Here is a 20,415-nt window from a genome sequence, read left to right on the forward strand (position 1 = left end):
TTAAATCAAATATGGGACTAAATATACACAAGTATACTCAAACCAAAAGGCTACTTATAATCCTCGATATTTATTTTTTGATTACAAAATTCGTATTCTCTTGGCTCATTAGAACAAATCAGAGTAATCCTGTTGTATCGATATTTCTCTATTAAATCCTGATACCATTGAATTCCTTTTTTATCCAAGTTGGAAGTGGGTTCATCTAAAAAAATAAGATCTACATCTGAGAATAAAGCAATACCTAATTTTACTCGTTGCTTCATCCCGGAGGAATACTGGGAAATTTGTTTTTCGGAATGTTGATCCAAGTATAGAATTGAAATAATCTGATCTATGCTCAGTCCGGATAAACAGTTCTTAAACTTGAAATGGAAATTCAGCAATTCTATTAAAGTGAATTCCTCTGGAAGCTCCATATATGGAGCCGCAATACTCAAAGAAGAAAACCAGTTTGATTCTGGAATCTCCTGATTTTCTTTTGAGTAATTTATTTTTCCTGAAGTTAAGGGGATAGAGCCACTGATGCATTTAAGCAAAGTTGATTTTCCCGAGCCGTTGCCACCAGTAACTGCTAAAGAGTCACCTGATACAAGTGATAAATTCAGGTTTTTGAAAATCCACTCATATTGAAAGCGCTTTGAGGCTTCTTCAAGTTGGATTTTGAACTGCATCAGTTAATGTATCCTTTCATTACGCCACGCTCAGAGGATCTGATAAAATTAAGGATTTCATCACGCTCTTTTGTAGCAGGAAGATTGATCTCGATTTCTTCTAAAGCACGGCTATTATTCATGCTATTAAGGAATAAATACCTGTAAACTTCTTGAATATGACCGATAGATTCACTCGAGAAACCTCTTCTTCTTAAGCCTAAAGAGTTAACGCCTGCATAAGAAAGTGGCTCACGCGCAGCTTTGGTAAATGGAGGAACGTCTTTTCGAACAAGCGACCCACCAGAGACCATTGAATGCATACCGATTTTCACAAATTGATGGATCGCACTTGATCCACCTATTATTGCCCAATCGTCAATAGATACATGGCCAGCAATCTGTACAGAATTAGCAATGATCACATGGCTTCCAAGCACACAATCATGTGCTACGTGCACGTATGCCATCAATAGGCAATTACTTCCGATGACAGTGGTTTGTTTGTCAACAGTTCCTCTACTGATCGTTACACACTCTCTGATAGTAGTATTGTCACCTATGATCACAGTAGATTCTTCTCCTTGAAATTTTAAATCTTGAGGGATTCCAGCGATTACTGCACCAGGGAAAATTTTACAATTTTTCCCGATTCTTGCACCCGGAAATATCGTGACATTTGGGCCAATCCAAGTATCATCTCCGATAATCACATTTTCATGGATCATCGTAAATGGATCCACATGGACATTTTTACCCAATTGCGCCTTTGGGTCTACGTGTGCCATTGGGCTGATCATGATTCTTTTCGGGTTATACTGGCTGTCATCACTGCTTCACAGACCAATGTGTTTCCAACATAGGCCTCTCCACGCATTTTGGCAATGCCTCTTCTTATTGGAGCCAATAGTTCACATTTAAAAATCAGAGTATCTCCTGGTAGAACCATTTTCCTGAATTTGCAACTTTCAATTCCCAAGAAATAGGTCCAATAATTTTCAGGATCATCTACTGTACTTAAAACTAAAATCCCACCTGTTTGAGCCATTGCCTCCACTTGCATTACGCCAGGCATCACTGGATTGCCTGGGAAATGCCCCATGAAAAATGGTTCATTGATGGTTACATTTTTAACACCTGCAACAACCGTTTCATCTAAATAGATGATTTTATCCAACAATTGGAAAGGGTAACGGTGAGGCAAAATATTGCTAATCTGATTGATGTCCATTACTGGAGGTAGCTTCGGATCATAATGCGGAATGTGAGAAGAGCCGGATTTTTCCATTGCTCTTTTCAGTTTTTTTGCAAAAGCTACATTGGCAGCATGGCCAGGACGAGCTGCAAGGATCTGAGCTTTAAGCGGTCTTCCGACCAAAGCCAAATCTCCTACTACGTCCAATAATTTATGTCTAGCTGGTTCATTTCTGTATCGAAGGTCGACATTGTTTAGAATGCCTTCTTTCTTCACTTCCACTTTCTGCTTGTTAAACATCTTAGCTAAGTGAACCAGTTCTTTTTCTTCTACCACTCGATCTACTACCACTATAGCATTGTTGAGGTCTCCTCCTTTAATCAGATTGGAGTTATATAGCATCTCCAATTCATGTAAGAAGCAGAATGTTCTACAAGAAGCAATCTCCGGTTTGAACTGGCTGATGTCAGTAATCGAAGCATGTTGACTTCCCAAAACAGGAGAATTATAATCTACCATAACAGTAACTCTGTAGTTATCTGTTGGAAGGGCGACCATCTCCACTTCACGGGAAGGGTCTTTGTATTGGATGCTTTCCTCAACCTCAAAAAATCTTCGAAGTGCATTTTGCTCCTCAAGTCCTGCATCCTCCAAAACTTCAATGAATTGGATCGAGGATCCGTCCATGATCGGAGGTTCTGGACCATCAAGCTGGATTAAAACATTGTCAATTTCCATTCCCACCAGTGCTGCCAAAACATGCTCAACTGTATATACTCGAGCTCCGTTTTGCTCCAGAGTTGTGCCTCTGGAAACATCCACAACTAGATCACAATCAGCGTCAACTGTCGGGCGTCCCTCCAGATCAACTCGCTGAAATTTAATTCCGTGGTTTGGTGGTGCAGGCAAGAATGTCATATTGGAAATAACTCCAGTATGTAGACCAACTCCGGAGAGTTCTACCTGCTTTTTGATGGTATGTTGTTTTACCTTCATCTGATATTTTAAACTTTCAGGATGATTAAGGGTGCGAATTTACGGCTTTTTTTCAAGTTCTCTTAAACGGTTTTCAATGTCGTCTAAGTTTTTGAAAATAGAATAGGCTTTAAGGAAATTTTTCATGTCCATTCCTATGTACCCAAATATTGTCTGACCGGCAATTTTAATCGATTTAATAATACCTGTTTTTGCACCTATGGTGGTATTGTCAGCAATTTTTAGATGTCCGATTATTCCCGCCTGACCTGCGATTACACAGCTTTTACCTATTTCGGTCGAACCTGAAATTCCAGCCTGAGAGGCAATAACTGTGTTTTCTCCAATAATAACATTATGAGCGATCTGAACCAAGTTATCAATTTTCACACCTTTCTTGATAATAGTAGATCCCATTGTAGCGCAATCAATCGTGGTATTTGCACCAATACTAACATGATCTTCGATGATAACGTTTCCAATTTGAGGAATTGCCTTATATGTTCCGTCAGCTTGGGGAGCAAAACCAAATCCATCTGCTCCAATGACTGCTCCGGGATGAATTTCGCAATTGTCTCCAATAATCGTATCAGAGCAGATTTTTACACCGGGATGCAAAATAGTATTGTTACCAATTTTCACCCGATCACCAATAAATACTTGCGGATGAATTTTAACAGAATCACCAATGCTGCAATGTTTGCCAATATGTGAGAAAGCTCCTCGAAAACAATTTTCACCGATACTGCTTGACTCGTCTATAAAACTTGGTTCCTGCACACCCGTGAGGCTTGCTTTTGTGAATTGGCTGTAAGCTTCAAGAAGGGTTGTAAAACCTGTATAAGCATCTTTTACACGGATTAATGTGGTTTTCAATGCTTTGGTTGGAATGAAATTTTCTGACACGATCACCGCAGTAGCTTCTGTGTCATAGATAAAGGATTGATATTTTTCATTGGAAAGAAAGCTGATTCCACCTTCTTTTCCTTCTTGAATTTTATCTAACCGGAAGACTTTTTGGTTTTCATCTCCCTCTACTTTCCCCTGAAGGATTGCGGCCACTTGACCTAAAGTAAATTCCATATGCAGGTGTTACGTATTAGTAATTTAAATTTAAGCTTTTGGCTTTACATACATAATGTTTCTCCACGATTTTGCTCATTACCTTGATGTTCGGTAAATCGGCAGCCTGTGCCACATCGATTACTTTCCCTTTTTTAGTCAGGATATTGATTCGGTCTTTTGCAAGATATCCGTAGTTACTGACAGCACCATGTGAGAAGAAAAAATCGATATCATCTGAAGGAATAGAAAGTTTATGTATCGTTTTGGCTTTCATCTCTTCAATTTCTTCTGGACTGAATTGCTCGTTTGTAAGCGTAATTTTAAACAGGTCTCTCGTCAGAAACATATTTGAAATATTATTTAAAACATAATCTGGATGTTTTTTCCAAAGCTTCACTGCTCCCCAGATATCCAGATCATCCATTTCCAAAAACATCTTTAATATGTCAGGTTTTTGCTGAAAGTCCGAAATAGTGTTTTCCTGTTGGAGAAAGAAGTCAAACTCATCTGTAATAGTGAAAGTTGTTCCGGCTTTTCGAAGCATTTTTGCCCTTTCGATCAACTTAATGAGCATTTTTTCCGCAGAGACGGTGGTTTTGTGCAAATACACTTGCCAATACATGAGCCTTCTTGCACTCAAGAAATTCTCAATGGAATAAATTCCTTTCTCTTCGATGACCACCTGATCGTTTTTCACATCCATCATTTTAATGATGCGGTCTGCCCCGATAGTTCCTTCCGAAACCCCTGTAAAGAAACAATCTCTTTGCAAATAGTCCAGTCTGTCGATGTCCAGCTGACTGGACACAAGCTGATGAAAGAACTTTCTTTCGTAAGTATTCTTAAATATTCTTAAAACTAAATCAAGTTTTCCGTCCAGTTCTTGGTTGAATAATTCGATGATCAAAAACGAAAGACTCTCATGATGAACGTTTTTCAGCAAGCTATATTCCAAAGCATGGGAAAATGGCCCATGTCCGATATCATGCAGTAGAATGGCAATAAGGGCAGCTTCGTATTCTTTATTGGAGATTTCTGTTCCTTTTATGCGTAGATTATCGAGCGTAATGCTCATCAAATGCATAGCGCCGATGGCATGGTGGAAGCGGGTATGAAGTGCTCCCGGGTAGACAAAGTCAGTCAAACCCAGTTGTTTTATTCTCCGTAACCTCTGGAAATATGGGTGATCAATTATGGTAAAAATCAACTCGCTTGGGATTGTGATAAATCCGTAAACCGGGTCGTTTAATATCTTTTGGCTTTTCAATTGGGCCTATTTTGATTGACTCAAAAGTAATTATAATTTTAAAAGAAACGGAACCTGAAATGTCTCAAAAGTTTAATATTCTATGGGCAGACGATGAAATTGACCTGCTGAAACCCCATATACTTTTTCTGGAGCAGAAAGGGTATCAGATTACTACGGTCAATTCAGGGGTGGATGCCATCGAAGAAGTGGAGGCCCAGAATTTTGATGTAATATTTTTAGATGAAATGATGCCAGGTATGACTGGCCTGGAAACTTTACAGCAAATCAAGATTCTAAAACCACAAATTCCTGTGGTAATGATTACCAAATCTGAGGAAGAACACATCATGAATGATGCGATTGGTGGGAAGATCGCTGACTATCTTATCAAACCTCTCAACCCAAATCAAATCCTGCTTTCTGTCAAAAAATTGCTTCAGAATAAGCAATTGATAGACGAAAAGACTACGCTGAATTACCAACAGGAATTTATGAAGATTAGCATGGCTTTTGGCGATGCACAAGATCATCAGGACTGGGCGGATATTTATAAAAAATTGATTTATTGGGAATTACAGATTGATGCTACTGAAAATAAAAGCATGATCGAAGTGTTGGAAACCCAAAAGATCGAAGCCAATTCCTCTTTTGCAAGGTTTATCAAGGATAATTACATCGACTGGATGGAGGAGAAAAATAAAGATAAACCTCTTCTTTCCCATCAAGTCCTGAAGCAAAAAGTCTTTCCAAATGTGAAGGAAGGGAAGCCACTTTTTCTGATTGTTATTGATAATCTTAGATTGGATCAATGGGAAGATATTGAGACTCTTTTGTCCCCTTATTTTAATATTGAGCAAAAAGATACTTACTACAGTATTCTTCCTACTACAACAGCATTCGCCAGGAATGCGCTATTCAGTGGTATGATGCCTTCGGATATGGCTCGCTTTTACCCTAAACTTTGGGAAGATGAGGATTCCGACGAAGGGAAAAATAATTTTGAAGAAGATTGGTTGAAAATAAATCTGGACAAAAACAGATTGCCAATCAAATCCTCCTATCAAAAGATTTTGCAGGCAAATCAAGGGAAAAATGCCGTAGAGCAATTCCATCAGCTTTTGCAGAATGACCTGAATGTCTTGGTTTATAATTTTGTGGATATGATGTCTCATGCTAGAACGGATATGAAAATGATCCGTGAACTAGCTCCCGATGAGTCAGCCTACAGATCCATTACAAAGAGTTGGTTTGAACATTCATCTCTATTTGAATTATTTAAAAAAATCCAGCTAGCCGGAGCAGATGTGATTGTCACCACTGATCATGGTACCAAGCGAGTGAATAAACCATATCGAATCATAGGCGATAAAAACGTCACTACAAATCTTAGGTATAAGCAAGGTAAAAATCTTAATTTTGAAGGAGGAAAGGTGTTTGAGATCAAAAAACCTGAAGATGCTAAGTTGCCAAGGCTAAATGTCTCGTCGAGTTATGTATTTGCAGTGGAAGATTATTTCTTTGCCTATCCAAATAATTACAATTATTATGTAAACTTCTACAAAGACACCTTCCAGCATGGCGGTGTATCTTTGGAAGAAATGATCATACCGATTGTGCATTTATCACCTAAATAGGATTGAATTGATTCAATTTTCATATGGAGTCGATGCCATTTCCACGGCCGCAAAGAAAGTCGTGGAAATGGCAGGTTCCGAAAAGATCTGGATTTTTAAAGGGGAAATGGGGGCAGGAAAAACCACTCTCATCAAAGCTTTGGCTGAGGAATTCCATATTCAAGATCAGATCAGTAGCCCAACTTTCGGAATCGTCAATGAATACCAAAATGACAGTGGGGATGAATTTTATCATTTTGACTTTTATAGACTAGATGATCCTACTGAATCATTGGATATTGGAATAGAAGAGTATTTTTATAGTCAGAATTATTGTTGGCTGGAATGGGCAGAAAAAATTGCTGAATTCCTTCCTGATCAATATTTCTTAGTTTCAATTGAAATTCTTTCGGCAACAGAAAGAAAAATTACGCTTCAACATATACAAGATGTCAGCTGAATTAAGTGAATTATCGGCAGTTGGATTAATCCCAAAAGAATCTCCTTCCAAAGTCAGAAAAGATTCAAAATCAATTACAATCGGGATACCTAAAGAAGTTTCTTCCCAGGAGAAAAGGGTTGTGCTGACTCCGGAAGCGGTAGGTATTTTGTCGAATAACGGTCTGAATGTCGTACTGGAGGCTGGAGCTGGATTACAAGCTAAGTTTTCAGATCAAGATTATTCTGATGCAGGGGCAAAAATTGTAAGTTCCAGAAAAGATGCTTTATCTGCCCAGATAGTATTGAAGATTGACTCACCTACTCTGGAGGAAATCGAGGATATGTCTCAGGGGAGCTGTCTGATTTCCGCACTTCAAATTGGTAGGCAAAGTAAAGAGTTTATTGAAGCTCTAAATGCTAAAAAAATCACTGCTGTTGCTTTCGAATACCTGGAGGATAAGGTAGGTGGAATGCCAGTTGTAAGGGCCATGTCCGAAATTGCTGGAAGTACAGTGATGCAAATTGCTGCTGAATATCTGTCAAGTGTCAACAATGGCAAAGGATTGATCATGGGTGGGGTGACAGGAGTGCCACCTACTCAAGTAGTGATCATCGGTGCCGGTACAGTTGCTGAATATGCTGCCAGAACAGCTTTGGGCCTTGGGGCAAACATCAAAGTATTTGACAATCATATTTATAAATTGAGGAGGATTAAGCAGTTGCTTGGGCAACAGGTTTATACTTCCACAATTGATAATTTCAGTTTGAGCCAGGCTATGGCTGAAGCAGACGTAGTGATTGGAGCATTAAGAGCTGAAAAAGGAAGAAATAAAATTGTGGTCAGTGAAGAGATGGTTGCTAATATGATGCATGGAAGCATTATCATTGACGTGGGCATTGACCAGGGTGGATGTATTGAAACGGCAAAAATGACAAGTCATGATCAGCCTGTTTATAGAAAGCATGATATCATCCATTATTGTGTACCTAATATTGCCTCTCGAGTAGCCCGAACAGCTTCTTATTCACTAAGCAATATTTTTACTCCTATCATTTTACAGACAGCCGATCTTGGCGGAGCTGAAGAAATGATATTTAATTATAAATGGTTTTTAAGGGGAGTATATACTTATAGAGGAAGTCTCACCAATGCCTATTTGGGGAGAAAGTTTGGACTATCTCACAAAGAGCTACAACTCCTATTGGCGGCTAGGTATTGATTAAGAAAGGAGATTTTGTCTTAACAAAAATTCCAACTGTTCATTCGCTTTTATAAGCGCATCAGTCAGTTTTTCGTTTTCTCTTCGAAGTGTGAAAATTTCGAAAGCATTTTTGATGACAGTTCTTAGGTAATCTTCTTCCCATGGTTTTGTCAAATAATGATAGACCTGACCCTTATTGATGGCATCTATTACTGCTTGGATATCAGTATATCCTGTCAGAAGAAGTCTTATAGGCTTAGGATAAATAGGAATAATACTTTCTAAAAACTCCACACCAGTTTCTTCTGGCATACGCTGATCTGTAATAATTAAATCAACTTCTTGTTCCTTTAATAATTCCCTGGCTTCTTGGGCGGAGATAGCTAAAAATATTTTATAATCTCTACGGAATGTCGCTTTAAATGCCTGAAGATTATTTTCTTCATCATCTACATATAGAATTTTTATTTTTTCTTCCCTTTCGGTTTCCATACGTTGGTCAACTATAACATAAGCTTCATTCTAAAGACAAATAATCTTTTTTTTGCTTAAAAAACAAAGAAAATAGAATAGATATAAATCTTACAAATGATCGCCAAAAGTAATTATTCTGTTTTTAACTTAAAATATTAAGAATGTATTTGACATAAAACTGAATGAATTATCTTTACTGAGCTTATCACCCCAACCTGTTCAAATGCCATTTAAATTTCCCATTGATCAAAACGATCAATATGTCCCGGTAATTCTAAATCCTTCAATTGATTCGGATTATTTGAGAATTAAAGATCATTTTGAAAATGATTCTATTTCCATTTTAGATCCGATTGATAGTCAAGTTGCAGATTTGATTAAATCTGAGAACCCAGATCGTACTTTGCCTTCTGAAGAATTGCAGGCAAGAATAGAATTATTTTTTAAAGAAAGAGACCGGAATACATTCGGTAACTGGGTTTATTTTCCGTGGAAAAAAACTCTGGTACATATACTTAGTGAGCCTGAATTTGTGAAAATCAGAACTCTTCGAAACAATTTTAAAATAACTCCATCTGAACAAGCGGCCCTGAGTTCAAAAAAAGTTGGGATAGTAGGTCTCTCTGTGGGGCAAAGTATTGCTTTAGCAATGACTTTGGAAAGAGGGTATGGTGAGATAAGATTGGCGGATTTTGACACATTGGAACTTAGTAACCTGAATAGATTAAAAGCAGGTGTAACTAGTCTAGGGGTAGAGAAAGTGATTTTGGCAGCGAGAGAAATTGCAGAAATAGATCCTTATTTAAAAGTCAAAGTCTATCGAGAAGGAATCACTCCAGAAAATGTAGAAGATTTTATGCTTGATGGAGGGAAGTTGGATTTGTTGATCGATGAATGTGATAGTCTGGATATAAAAGTTTTGCTTAGGGAGAAAGCCAAGAAAAACCGCATCGCTGTTATGATGGACACATCAGATAGAGGGATGTTGGATATTGAAAGGTTCGATATAGAACCAGAAAGAGAGTTATTTCATGGTTTGCTAAAAGGCGTAAATATTGAATCTCTTAAAAACCTTTCAAATACAGAAAAAGTATCTATCGTCCTGAAAATTACTGGTCTAGAAACCCTTTCGCCTAGGATGAAAGTTTCGCTATTGGAAATTGGCCAAACGATCACCAGTTGGCCGCAATTAGCTTCCGGGGTCTTCTTAGGTGGTGCTTCGGTTGCTCATGCTTCGAGAAAATTCTTACTTGGTGAAGAAGTTAAATCAGGAAGGTTTTATGTGGATTTTGATCAGCTATTCCATTTAAAAGAGGCTGAGGAAATTGGAGTTGATTCTCCAAATTTTCCATCAATTGGTGAATTTTCCTTTAAGCTTCCTACTGACATTTTGCAGTCAGCCTATCAACTGTCTAGATCAGAACTTGAAGAGTTAATAGAAATTGCAAACTGGGCACCGTCGGGAGGTAATATCCAGCCTTGGATTTGGGTGTTTGACAAAAAGGGAGTTTTACACCTTTTTCATGATAAAGTTAGGAGTCATTCTTTATTGGATTATAAAGGGTCTGGATCACTTATAGCTTTTGGGGCGGCACTAGAAAATTTACGCTTACACGCCGGCAAGCTGGGAATTGATATTGAGATAAAAATTCATATACATGAATTTGAGGAAGACTGTGTCGCTAGCATTCGTTTTGTTTCAAAACAACCACAGGCACTCCCAATTAGATTTTCTGATTTGGCAGAAGGCATAACACTGCGATGTACCAATAGAAAAAACAAGAAAAGGTATTTTTTGAGTGAAAAAGAAAAGAAAGATCTTTTAGAAATAGCGGATGAAGATGGGGTATTTGTAGAGTGGACTGAGGAGGAGGAGGATTTATCTAAGTTGGCTAAAGTAGTGGGAGGGATGGATCGTTTGAGGTTTTTCCATGATCAAGGATTAGTTGATTTTATCAATGAGGTAAGGTGGACAGAGGCAGAAGCAATAGAAAAGAAAGATGGAATCGATGTGGCAACATTGGAGCTTTCTGGTACAGAAAAGGCTGCTATGGGATTGTTGAAAGATCCACGGACAGTTAAGTTTTTTAGGAAATATCTGATGGGTTATGGACTCACAAAGATTTCAAAAGATACAATTACTACTGCTTCTGGTATATTCTTAATCAAAGTTGATGAATACACCCCTCAAAATATTTTAAAGGCTGGGATGGTTTTACAAAGAATTTGGATAAAAGCCAATATGATTGGATTGAGTGTCCAGCCTGTTTCTGCAATGTTATTTATTTTTCAGCGACTCTTGAATGAGAAAAATGTTGGTTTCACAAAAATTGAGCAAAATGAAATCTTAGATTTAAAAAAATCTTTCAATACTATATTCAACAAAGAAGGGGATAAGCAAGAAATTTTTATGTTTAGGGTTAATAAAGCGGGGGAACCCTCTGTGAGATCATATAGAAGAGATCTTTCAGAAACATTAATTATTATTTGAAATGTTTAATTTTAAAGCATTTAGAGCGATAGATGAACCAGAACGATGTCAGAAATTTGTTCAGGGTCACTCTGATGTATTAAAGCAATATGGAGTTACAAAAGTTACCTCCTCAAATAATGATTGGGTCAAAAATCCTTTTGTATACGTCGTAACTGTGGAGGAAGCAGAAACAGAAGAAGTAGTTTCAGGATTGAGAATTCATATTGCACATCCTGATTATCCTCTACCAATGGAACAAGCAGTTTCCCAGGTTGACCATAAGATTTTTTCATTGGTCAAAGATTATTCTGCTCTTGGAACTGGTGAAGTGTCAGGATTGTGGAATTCAAAAAGTATTTCAGGCTATGGTATTGGGGCTGTTTTGTTAATCCGTGCAGGTATTGCAATAGCTACTCAAATTAACTTAGGCTCTCTATTAGCTTTGGTAGCTGAATATACTTTAAAACCATCTTTACAAAAAGGTTTTGAGATTGAATCTGGGATTGGAAATTCAGGGACATTCTTTTATCCTAAATTAGATTTAGTTGCTACATCTATAGTAATGAAAGATCCAAAGAACTTACCTTTAGCAGATGCCTCTGAAAGGGAAAGAATTTTTGAATTAAGAGAAAAAGTTCAATTCACTAAAATTGAAGAAGGCCCAAAAGGTAAATTTGAAGTGAATTATGATTTGTTATTGACGAATAATAATTGGAGAAATGATATTTAGAATTTTTGTAGTTACTGTATTGTTTTTATCTGTTTCAATAAATGCATTTGCAGAGGAAGATGAATCAAAAAAAGTAACATGTTTTTCGTATCTATTGGATGAAGATAATAGCCAAGTTGCTGATATTATTTTAAACGGGAACTTTGATTCAAACAATTGTAATACTTTCAATTTTGGGATTAACAATAGTGCACTTTGGGTGAAATTGGAATTACCTTATTTGGATGAATTCCCGAACCCTACGTTCACCCTAAATTCAACCTCATTGGATAAAGTTTTTCTCTATTCAGTTAAGAATGGAGAAGTAATCCGGGTACATGAAAATGGTCGTCTTATAGGTGTTCAAGAAAGAGAATTTCAATCAAAAAAGATTGTGTTTGAATTTGAGAATTCAGAGATAACCGCTGATTATTACCTGATAAAAATCGAAAATGTAGATAAAAAAATATTCACTGGATTTGTTTCCTCTAGAGAATCATTAGAGAATATTCTTGGGTTTGAAGATTTACTTTTTGGCTTACTGACTGGTGTGTTTTTGGGATTATTCTTTTATAATCTTTTTCTCTATTTCTCAGTTCAGGATAAGATATATTTTATTTATGTTCTACACACTTTATTGGTTTGGTTTGCTCAGGCCTCTATTTTGGGATATACTCAAGAGCTTTTTTGGCCAGAATGGGATTGGATGAACCAGCGTTCTATCGTGATTTTCTCTTCCTTTGTTAGTGTTGTTGGAATCTGGTTTATGAGAGTGTTCTTGCTTTCAAAATCGATCATTCCTAAGATTGACAAAGGGTTTTATATCATTTATGGTGTCTATACTTTTATACTCATCAATGCAATAATCATTTCTATTACCTTGAGTTATCAGGTTTTATTGGTTACTCAGTCAATAGTTGTGCTGTTTGTGTTGTTTTCAGCATCCATGATTTTAAGAAAAGGTTACAGACCAGCGCGTTATTACTTACTTGCGTGGTCGATTTTTATGATAGGGATTTTTCTGTTTGTCTTTAGTGAGATGGGAATTATTCCTTCTAATAATTTAACGGCATACATTATGCCTTTGGGTTCTGCCTTAGAAGTAATTTTGTTATCATTTGCTCTTGCTGATCGTATCAATATCCTCAAAAAAGAGAAAGAGAAGGAGCAAACAGAAAGACTCGAGGTTTTAAAGGAAAATGAGATGTTGGTGAGGGAACAGAATACTTTACTGGAGAAAAAAGTGAAGTTGAGAACGGATGAATTAGAGCATGCACTGAGAAACCTTCAGAATACTCAAAGTCAGCTTGTAAGCCAAGAGAAAATGGCATCTTTAGGTCAGCTGACTGCTGGTATTGCCCATGAAATCAATAACCCGATCAACTTTGTGAGTTCGAATATTACCCCTCTAAAAAGAGATATTAAGGATATCATGGAGGTGATTGAATTTTATAGAGAAACAGGAAGCAAAGAGTTTACCGATGATTCTAAGAAGAAAGCCAAAAATCTGGAGGAAGATTTAGAGCTGGATTATGTGCTAGATGAAGTTGATCAGCTGCTGAAGGGTATGGAAGATGGCGCCAGAAGAACTGTTGAAATTGTGAAAGGACTGAGAATTTTCTCAAGAGTAGATGAGCAGGATGTGAAGAAAGTGGACCTTCATGATGGAATTAATAGTACCATTATTCTTCTCAACAGTACCATTCCTGGTAAAATCAGAATTGTCAGGGAGTTCGGTGAGTTGCCAATGGTAGAATGTCTGGCTGGAAAGATCAATCAGGTGTTTATGAATATCATTAACAATGCAGTTCATGCATTGACAGACCATATTGATGAGATTAAAGATCCACATATAACTATTCGAACGATTGCCCATGCAAATGAGACTGTTACGGTAGAAATTGAGGATAATGGCCCTGGTATGCCAGAATCTGTAAAACAACGTATATTTGAACCATTCTTTACTACAAAGGCCGTTGGGAAAGGGACAGGTTTGGGTCTTTCTATTGTTTATTCTATTATTGAAAACCATAAAGGAACCCTGGAAGTAGAAACTGAACAGGGGCAGGGTACAACTTTTATTATTACCCTTCCTATTTATCAAAGTACCCAGAAATATGAGTGATAAAATCCACGTACTCTATATCGATGATGAGGATAATAACCTCAAATCTTTTAGAGCGACACTTCGAAAAGACTTTAAGATTTTTACAGCAATTGATGCTGAAGAAGGGTTACGCATAGCACAGGAAGAAGAAATTCATGTGGTGATTGCAGATCAGCGAATGCCGGGAATGACAGGGACCGAATTTTTTGAGCAAATGGTCAAAATCAACCCTGACCCAATCAGAATTCTACTTACTGGCTATTCAGATATTGCCTCTGTAATCGATGCCATCAATAAAGGTGAGGTTTATCGATTTATTGATAAGCCATGGAATATCGAGCAGATCAAAAACTCCATTAAAAACGCAGCAGATATCTATTTTATGCGAATGGAGTTGAAAGAGAAAAATGTAAAACTGAAAAAACTGCATTCAGAAATGAATCAGTTTGTTTACAGTCTTTCCCATGAATTGAGAGGGCCACTCATGAGTATTTCCGGTGTTTCTAAACTCGCAAAACTCGAAGTGAAAGATCCTCAGGCATTGGAGTATTTTGAAATGATAGATTCGGCTACTGTCAAACTGGACGACTACATTTATAAAATGCTGGACTTCTATAGGTCTACCAAGATTGATCATAAAGTTACTTCGGTCAACTTCAAGGAGATTGTCAAACAACAAATGGAAGCCTATCATGCCAAGTTTGATTTGTCAAATTTCCACTTAGATATTCAGGTAAACCAAGAGCACGAATTTTTCTCGGACGATGCTAAGATCCGTGTAATCCTTAATAATCTTTTCAGTAATTCAGTCCAGTTCCAAAAACCAGAGCCTGGTCCTAGAAATATCAGCCTGACTGTTGACGTCATGGAAGATAGCGTGATGATTTGCGTCGAAGACAACGGGATCGGGATAGATGAAAAACATCATCCTGAAGTTTTTAATTTATTTATGAGAGCTACTCAAAAAAATGTTGGAGTAGGACTGGGACTATATATGGTCAAAGAAGCTGTGGAGCAAATGGGTGGAAAAATCAAGCTTGAATCGGCTTTGGATGAAGGCACAAGTATTATGATCACTTTGCCAAACATGAAATAAGAAAGAAAAGCGGTCAATTAAATGGTAAACTGTATCTTTGCAGTCCAATAGTGATTACACCACTTTTTATTACCAAAAACAAACAATATGATTAATCCTTGGCACGACGTCAATATCGGGAAAAACGCTCCTGAAACAGTAATGGGCGTGATCGAAATTCCAAAGGGAAGTAAAGGAAAATATGAACTAGATAAGAAAACAGGAATGCTTTACCTAGATAGAGTATTGTTCTCTGCTGTTCATTATCCTGCTAATTATGGTTTTATTCCACAGACTTTCTGTGAAGATCACGATCCTTTGGATATCCTGATCATCTCTCAGATCGATATTCCTTCCATGTGTTTGGTAGAGGCAAAAGTGATCGGTGTGATGAGAATGGTAGATGGTGGTGAGGCAGATGATAAAATCATTGCAGTAGCTGCTGGCGATCAATCTGTAAATTATATCAACGATATCGACGAATTGCCACCTCACTTGATGAAAGAAGTTCACAGATTCTTTGAGGACTACAAGAAACTTGAAAACAAAGAAGTGAAAGTAGAAGACTTCTTGGGTAAAGAAGACGCAATGCGAATCATCCAAGAAAGTGTGGAGCTTTACGATAAAAACTTCCGAACTGCACGATAAAATGAAGCCTGAGAAATTCTCAGGCTTTTTTGTTTTTCACTTGTTGCTTCGGCGCTTTTTTCAATAAATACTTGACAAGCTGATTATAAGATTCATGCTCGTGATTGGAGACTGAAATAGACTGTTTATCAGAGAAAGCTACTGTCAATTGTTTGAACTCTTTTTTGTTGGCTATGATTGTTTCTTCTTCCCAAGCCAAAATCTGATTGACAGGATAGGTTTTTTCATAACGACGGATGGGAAGCTTTACCACGATTTGATCTTTTCCGGCAGCAATAAACCGATATCCTGCCAATAGCTTGACCAGAATCATCAAAATTACTAGTGTGAGCAGTGGTGCTGCGATCAAGTAAAACCAAATTCCAAAACTTCCAACATAGGCAAAGTCCCTTAAAATGAAAACCAAACCGGTAATTAGAATCAGAACAAGCAGTCCTAAAGAAAAATAAGTAGAAAGTTTTGGTTTAATCAGAATCATGGAGTGTTTGGATCTCTGTCATTTTTTGCCTTGCAAAAGTCTTTAAATCTTCGAAAAAAGCGAAGAAAATCACTTCAAATTCATCTTCTCTTTCCAATAAAGACAAATGTGCCCGCTCCATTTTTGAATCAAAACGAGTGCGTTTGGATAATCCTGTCAAGGATCTTTGAATGCCCTCGATGGTAGAATAATGATAAAGCCAATCGTCTTTTTTCATCCAGTAAAACAAATTCCCAAAGCGGTCAGGGAAGTATGATTCATAGGCTCCCACCTGTTCATACACTGATTGGGTGAAATCTTTTAAGGATTGATTGGAATATCTGTTCCAGTTTTTTCCCAGGAAATAGTCGAAATAAATATCAGTGATAACAGTAGAATAATGACCGAAAATGGGTCTCAAATAGGATTGACCCGCACGAACTAAAGGATGGGAGTCAGTGAACTTGTCAATTTCTCGATGCAACTGGATGCCCTGACGGATTCCTTTTGGAAAACTGACCATCATTTTTCCTTTGACAAAATCTCCAATGAAATTACCAACCAGTATTTCTTCCTGATGAAAAGAAAGATAGGCGTGAGCCAAATAATTCATCCTCTTTTTTGAATAGAAAACTTAATCTGATTTGATTAGTTTCGACCCTAAAATAAGCATTGATGGACAAAGTCACAGAGGAATTAAAGAAAGGACTGAAACTTTTGAAACTGGAATGGCAGGAAGACCTAGCCCAATACAAGCAGAAATTTCTGAATTCCTCCATCGCCGAAAAGAAAAAGGAAGGAATTACATGGCATCCTGTACTGCTCAAGAAAAGTAAAATCGGGATGGGAGAAAGGCTCCTTGTGGAGATTGAAAGGACAGATTCCAATCAATCTTCTGCCTTTGCCTCCGGGAAATCCGTGTCATTTTTTACTACCCAAGACAGTTATCAAAGTGTAGAACACCGGGTAAATGGGGTGATCAACTTTGTCCGTAATAATGCCATGACCGTGACGCTTCAGGTAGATGAGATACCTGATTGGATGGAAGGAGGTCGCTTGGGAGTGGATTTGCTTTTTGATGAGGCAAGTTATCGGGAAATGGAGTTTGCCTTGAAGCGGGTGATTTCTACTGGAAACAAACGAGTGGAGGAGTTGAAAGAGATTCTTTTGGGTGAAAAGTCTCCGCAGTTTTCTGACAAAGCTCAAAGTAACGCATCTCATCTCAATGACTCCCAAAATAAAGCCTGCCAACTCATCACCAATGCCAAAGACGTGGCGGTGGTACATGGACCTCCTGGTACGGGGAAAACGACCACGTTGATTGAAGCAATCGAACAAGCGGTTATAGCAGGGCAATCCATCTTGGTCTGTGCACCCAGTAATGCTGCCGTGGATCTGTTGGTGGAAAAGCTGATCGATCGGGGAATAGAGACCTTACGTCTCGGTCATCCTGCGAGGGTGGAAGAAAAGATTTTAAATCAGACTTTGGATGCAAAAACTGCTTTTCACTCGAGTTACCGGGATCTGAAAAAGCTTCGCAAAGAAACAGATCAGTACCTAAAACTTGCCAAACAATACAAACGGAATTTTGGACCTGAGGAAAGGGCACAGCGTAAATTGATGTATGCCGAAGTATCTCGGCTTCGTGAAGCAGCCAAGTCACTGGAAGAATACATTCAGTACGATATTTTCCAAAAAACCAAGGTGTTTGCAAGTACACTGGTGGGTGCTTCTTCTTACAGCTTGAAAGGGATGGAGTTTGATGTGGTCTTTATCGACGAAGCGGCGCAAGGGCTGGAAGCAGCCACTTGGATCCCGATTTTGAAGGCCAAGAAAGTGGTTTTTGCTGGAGATCATTGCCAGCTTCCACCAACTATCAAATCCTATCAGGCGGCTCAGGAAGGCTTGGCCGAAACCCTTTTTGAAAAAGTGATTGCCAGAAAATCTCAGGCTTCGCAAATGCTCCAAGTTCAATATCGTATGCCGGAAGTTATCATGGGATTCTCCAATAAACAGTTTTACAAAGGAGAACTTCAGGCTGCAGAGAATACCAAATTGCATACTTTTCCCGGAGAGGATCAACAATTGGAATGGATTGATACTGCAGGGGCGGGTTATTTAGATCAAAAGGAAGCAGAAAGTCTAAGTACCTGCAATCCTGAGGAGGCTGCTTTTGCCTGTCGTTATTTAAATGAGATGATTGTGCGAATTGGAATCGGGAATTTTAAGCAAGAAGGGTGGACCATTGGTTTGATTGCCCCCTATGGAGCACAAGTTCGGCTGCTAAGATCTTTGATTTTTGAGGGTTTTGAGTATCCGAATTTGAGAGCTTTTTCGGATTTTATTACCATTGATACTGTAGATGGTTTCCAGGGGCAGGAGCGGGATCTGATGTTGATTTCTCTGACCCGGTCCAATGAAAAAGGAGAAATTGGGTTTCTGGCAGATACCCGGAGGATGAATGTGGCTTTGACCCGTGCAAAAAGAAAACTGGTGCTTATCGGAGATAGCAGTACACTAGCTCAAAACCCATTTTTCGATCAATTACTGCAGTATTTTGAGAAGAATAATGGGTATCGAAGTGTTTGGGAGTTTTTGGGAGATTAAAAAAAGAAGTTTTTGCATTGAAAATCAATTAGTTAATTGGGGATGAATTTATAGATTTAGAGTTTGAAAAAAATAGTTAATGGTCAATGTTTATCCCGAAAATTAAAATTACTTAAATGAAGTTGTTTAGAAGTTTATCAATATTGTCGGTTTTGATATGTTGTTTTTGTACCCCAAATTCTAATAATAAGATTGATAAGAATGAGTCAATTGTGATTTCTATCGACAATTCAGAAACTTTTATGGAAGAAGATTTTTTGAATATTTTCCAGTTGGAAAGTATTGTTGAATTGAATGCGCCAGAAGGTTTCTATGCAGCTGAAATAACCAAAGCAATAATCACAAAGAAGAACATCATAGTCTTTGATGTCAAAATTGGTCAAATATTAAACTTCACCTCTGATGGCGAATTCATAAACAATGTGGTAGAAAAGGGGGATGGGCCGACTGAAATGTCTGCGATTAACAACTTTGCCTATGATTCCAAGAAGGAGGAATTGTATGTGATTGGTCCTGGGAATATGCAGGTAAAAATTTATAAGCTTGACGGGACTTTTGTAAGAAACTTTAAAATGGACACCCAGGCGGACCATATTGCTTTGCTTGGAGATAAACCGGTTTTGACTCTTACTTACTTTAATCCATATTTCAAATACTTAAGTATTTTGGATTCTAATGGAGATACCTTGAAAACTGCCTTTCCATTCCCAAAAGAGACTTTTCCAATTGGGTTACATCATATTTCAGGGAATTTGACTAGGTCTAATTCAGGTGGGGTTTTGGTAAATGAACCTGCCTCATCTACGGTGTATAGTTTGGGTAATGACTTGAAATTGACTCCAAAATATAAGTTTGTAGCATCAGGTGACTTTTGGCCGGAGGAAGATCGTCATGAACTGAATGCATACTTTGAAAAGCTAGCCACTGGCAATCTCACTTTTTTGTCAAAATATTATGAAGAGACCGATTCTTATTTCTTCTTTAACCTGAATGCTAAAAAGAAGGGTGGAAGATTATATGTAGTAGATCCTAGAATGGGATTTTACAATATTCTCACAGGAAAAAGCTACTTAAGTAATAGCGAAAAGTTTTTGATGGATTTGACTGGCCCTATTGCTGTGGATGGAAATTCCTTCTTCGCTTACATATCAAAATTGAAACTTTCAGAACTTGTTAATTCTGATGAAAAATGGAAGACAGTCATGGCTGATTTTCCAGAAATCAGAATCTTAGAAAAGGCTGATTATGATACACCAGTTTTATTGAAATTTGGGGTGAAGTAATCTTAAAATTTTCTTAATCTTCTAATCTTATAATTCTACCCTCAATTCATGGACAACTTTTCCCTCACTCGATAATTATTGCTTAATAAACTCAAAACATCTCCAAAAGCTTCCGCCGATTTCAATTGTTCATCGGAAACGTTTTGTTTTATCGAATGAATGTGGCTTTGACTCGTGCAAAACGCAAAT

The 20,415-nt window shown here is 37.8% G+C and carries 18 protein-coding genes; 10 read left to right on the plus strand and 8 right to left on the minus strand.

What is annotated here, in order from left to right; all coding sequences use genetic code 11:
* Positions 1-50 precede the first annotated feature (50 nt).
* From FHS59_RS14465 to FHS59_RS14485, 5 genes are read right to left on the minus strand one after another with little or no spacing between them, the layout of a single operon-like run.
* Positions 51-674 (minus strand): ABC transporter ATP-binding protein, encoded by a 624-nt coding sequence (locus FHS59_RS14465; protein ID WP_184496136.1) that lies wholly within the window; start codon positions 672-674, stop codon positions 51-53.
* Complete coding sequence (lpxA, locus tag FHS59_RS14470; protein WP_184496137.1) at positions 674-1,453, minus strand: acyl-ACP--UDP-N-acetylglucosamine O-acyltransferase; 780 nt, start codon at positions 1,451-1,453, stop codon at positions 674-676. Before lpxA ends, FHS59_RS14465 begins: the two co-directional genes overlap by 1 nt.
* Positions 1,450-2,844 (minus strand): bifunctional UDP-3-O-[3-hydroxymyristoyl] N-acetylglucosamine deacetylase/3-hydroxyacyl-ACP dehydratase, encoded by a 1,395-nt coding sequence (locus FHS59_RS14475; RefSeq protein WP_184496138.1) that lies wholly within the window; start codon positions 2,842-2,844, stop codon positions 1,450-1,452. The genes lpxA and FHS59_RS14475 overlap by 4 nt, the downstream gene beginning before the upstream one ends.
* A gap of 39 nt (positions 2,845-2,883) precedes the next feature.
* Entirely contained in the window at positions 2,884-3,906 is a 1,023-nt protein-coding gene (gene lpxD / locus FHS59_RS14480) for a UDP-3-O-(3-hydroxymyristoyl)glucosamine N-acyltransferase (RefSeq protein ID WP_184496139.1), read from the minus strand.
* A 16-nt stretch (positions 3,907-3,922) separates the two neighbouring features.
* Complete coding sequence (locus FHS59_RS14485) at positions 3,923-5,155, minus strand: HD domain-containing protein (protein ID WP_184496140.1); 1,233 nt, start codon at positions 5,153-5,155, stop codon at positions 3,923-3,925.
* A 59-nt stretch (positions 5,156-5,214) separates the two neighbouring features.
* On the opposite strand from FHS59_RS14485, the gene porX reads away from it, so the two are divergent.
* Genes porX through FHS59_RS14500 form a run of 3 tightly spaced genes read left to right on the plus strand, consistent with a single transcriptional unit; the run spans position 5,215 to position 8,411 of the window.
* Positions 5,215-6,771, plus strand: coding sequence for a T9SS response regulator signal transducer PorX (porX, locus tag FHS59_RS14490; protein WP_184496141.1), 1,557 nt, complete (start codon positions 5,215-5,217; stop codon positions 6,769-6,771).
* Between the two features lie 7 nt (positions 6,772-6,778).
* Positions 6,779-7,210 carry a tRNA (adenosine(37)-N6)-threonylcarbamoyltransferase complex ATPase subunit type 1 TsaE gene (gene tsaE / locus FHS59_RS14495; protein WP_246388472.1) on the plus strand — a complete coding sequence of 144 codons (432 nt, stop codon included), beginning with the start codon at positions 6,779-6,781 and terminating at the stop codon, positions 7,208-7,210.
* Positions 7,200-8,411: an alanine dehydrogenase gene (locus tag FHS59_RS14500; protein ID WP_184496142.1), complete on the plus strand. Its 1,212-nt coding sequence runs from the start codon at positions 7,200-7,202 to the stop codon at positions 8,409-8,411. The genes tsaE and FHS59_RS14500 overlap by 11 nt, the downstream gene beginning before the upstream one ends.
* Here FHS59_RS14500 and FHS59_RS14505 read toward each other — a convergent pair whose 3' ends face one another.
* A complete protein-coding gene (locus FHS59_RS14505) occupies positions 8,412-8,885 on the minus strand; it encodes a response regulator (RefSeq protein ID WP_184496143.1) in 474 nt (157 codons plus the stop codon).
* Positions 8,886-9,090: 205 nt separating this feature from the next.
* Here FHS59_RS14505 and FHS59_RS14510 point away from each other — a divergent pair, with 205 nt between their 5' ends.
* The 5 genes from FHS59_RS14510 to FHS59_RS14530 all read left to right on the plus strand — a co-directional run bounded on the left by FHS59_RS14510 (position 9,091) and on the right by FHS59_RS14530 (position 15,879).
* Positions 9,091-11,358, plus strand: a complete 2,268-nt coding sequence (locus FHS59_RS14510) for an Rv1355c family protein (protein WP_184496144.1) — start codon at positions 9,091-9,093, stop codon at positions 11,356-11,358.
* Between the two features lies 1 nt (position 11,359).
* Positions 11,360-12,070 carry a hypothetical protein gene (locus tag FHS59_RS14515; RefSeq protein WP_184496145.1) on the plus strand — a complete coding sequence of 237 codons (711 nt, stop codon included), beginning with the start codon at positions 11,360-11,362 and terminating at the stop codon, positions 12,068-12,070.
* On the plus strand, positions 12,060-14,174 hold the full coding sequence (locus tag FHS59_RS14520) for a sensor histidine kinase (protein ID WP_184496146.1): 2,115 nt from the start codon (positions 12,060-12,062) through the stop codon (positions 14,172-14,174). Before FHS59_RS14515 ends, FHS59_RS14520 begins: the two co-directional genes overlap by 11 nt.
* Positions 14,167-15,252, plus strand: coding sequence for a hybrid sensor histidine kinase/response regulator (locus tag FHS59_RS14525; protein WP_184496147.1), 1,086 nt, complete (start codon positions 14,167-14,169; stop codon positions 15,250-15,252). The genes FHS59_RS14520 and FHS59_RS14525 overlap by 8 nt, the downstream gene beginning before the upstream one ends.
* A gap of 87 nt (positions 15,253-15,339) precedes the next feature.
* Positions 15,340-15,879: an inorganic diphosphatase gene (locus tag FHS59_RS14530; protein ID WP_184496148.1), complete on the plus strand. Its 540-nt coding sequence runs from the start codon at positions 15,340-15,342 to the stop codon at positions 15,877-15,879.
* A gap of 19 nt (positions 15,880-15,898) precedes the next feature.
* On the opposite strand, the gene FHS59_RS14535 is transcribed toward FHS59_RS14530, so the two are convergent.
* Entirely contained in the window at positions 15,899-16,357 is a 459-nt protein-coding gene (locus tag FHS59_RS14535) for a hypothetical protein (RefSeq protein ID WP_184496149.1), read from the minus strand.
* Entirely contained in the window at positions 16,344-16,949 is a 606-nt protein-coding gene (locus FHS59_RS14540) for an acyl carrier protein phosphodiesterase (RefSeq protein ID WP_184496150.1), read from the minus strand. The genes FHS59_RS14535 and FHS59_RS14540 overlap by 14 nt, the downstream gene beginning before the upstream one ends.
* A gap of 62 nt (positions 16,950-17,011) precedes the next feature.
* Here FHS59_RS14540 and FHS59_RS14545 point away from each other — a divergent pair, with 62 nt between their 5' ends.
* Both FHS59_RS14545 and FHS59_RS14550 read left to right on the plus strand, forming a co-directional pair.
* Positions 17,012-18,943: an AAA domain-containing protein gene (locus FHS59_RS14545; RefSeq protein ID WP_184496151.1), complete on the plus strand. Its 1,932-nt coding sequence runs from the start codon at positions 17,012-17,014 to the stop codon at positions 18,941-18,943.
* A gap of 116 nt (positions 18,944-19,059) precedes the next feature.
* A complete protein-coding gene (locus FHS59_RS14550; protein WP_184496152.1) occupies positions 19,060-20,226 on the plus strand; it encodes a 6-bladed beta-propeller in 1,167 nt (388 codons plus the stop codon).
* Positions 20,227-20,415: the final 189 nt, after the last annotated feature.

This window comes from Algoriphagus iocasae (assembly GCF_014206875.1).
GTDB lineage: Bacteria > Bacteroidota > Bacteroidia > Cytophagales > Cyclobacteriaceae > Algoriphagus > Algoriphagus iocasae.

Excerpts from the sequence above, each read along its gene's own strand:
- FHS59_RS14465 (WP_184496136.1), bottom strand. The coding sequence starts at position 674 with ATGCAGTTCAAAATCCAACTTGAAGAAGCCTCAAAGCGCTTTCAATAT.
- lpxA (WP_184496137.1), bottom strand. The coding sequence starts at position 1,453 with ATGATCAGCCCAATGGCACACGTAGACCCAAAGGCGCAATTGGGTAAA.
- FHS59_RS14475 (WP_184496138.1), bottom strand. The coding sequence starts at position 2,844 with ATGAAGGTAAAACAACATACCATCAAAAAGCAGGTAGAACTCTCCGGA.
- lpxD (WP_184496139.1), bottom strand. The coding sequence starts at position 3,906 with ATGGAATTTACTTTAGGTCAAGTGGCCGCAATCCTTCAGGGGAAAGTA.
- porX (WP_184496141.1), top strand. The coding sequence starts at position 5,215 with ATGTCTCAAAAGTTTAATATTCTATGGGCAGACGATGAAATTGACCTG.
- FHS59_RS14500 (WP_184496142.1), top strand. The coding sequence starts at position 7,200 with ATGTCAGCTGAATTAAGTGAATTATCGGCAGTTGGATTAATCCCAAAA.
- FHS59_RS14505 (WP_184496143.1), bottom strand. The coding sequence starts at position 8,885 with ATGGAAACCGAAAGGGAAGAAAAAATAAAAATTCTATATGTAGATGAT.
- FHS59_RS14510 (WP_184496144.1), top strand. The coding sequence starts at position 9,091 with ATGCCATTTAAATTTCCCATTGATCAAAACGATCAATATGTCCCGGTA.
- FHS59_RS14515 (WP_184496145.1), top strand. The coding sequence starts at position 11,360 with ATGTTTAATTTTAAAGCATTTAGAGCGATAGATGAACCAGAACGATGT.
- FHS59_RS14520 (WP_184496146.1), top strand. The coding sequence starts at position 12,060 with ATGATATTTAGAATTTTTGTAGTTACTGTATTGTTTTTATCTGTTTCA.
- FHS59_RS14525 (WP_184496147.1), top strand. The coding sequence starts at position 14,167 with ATGAGTGATAAAATCCACGTACTCTATATCGATGATGAGGATAATAAC.
- FHS59_RS14530 (WP_184496148.1), top strand. The coding sequence starts at position 15,340 with ATGATTAATCCTTGGCACGACGTCAATATCGGGAAAAACGCTCCTGAA.
- FHS59_RS14535 (WP_184496149.1), bottom strand. The coding sequence starts at position 16,357 with ATGATTCTGATTAAACCAAAACTTTCTACTTATTTTTCTTTAGGACTG.
- FHS59_RS14540 (WP_184496150.1), bottom strand. The coding sequence starts at position 16,949 with ATGAATTATTTGGCTCACGCCTATCTTTCTTTTCATCAGGAAGAAATA.
- FHS59_RS14545 (WP_184496151.1), top strand. The coding sequence starts at position 17,012 with ATGGACAAAGTCACAGAGGAATTAAAGAAAGGACTGAAACTTTTGAAA.
- FHS59_RS14550 (WP_184496152.1), top strand. The coding sequence starts at position 19,060 with ATGAAGTTGTTTAGAAGTTTATCAATATTGTCGGTTTTGATATGTTGT.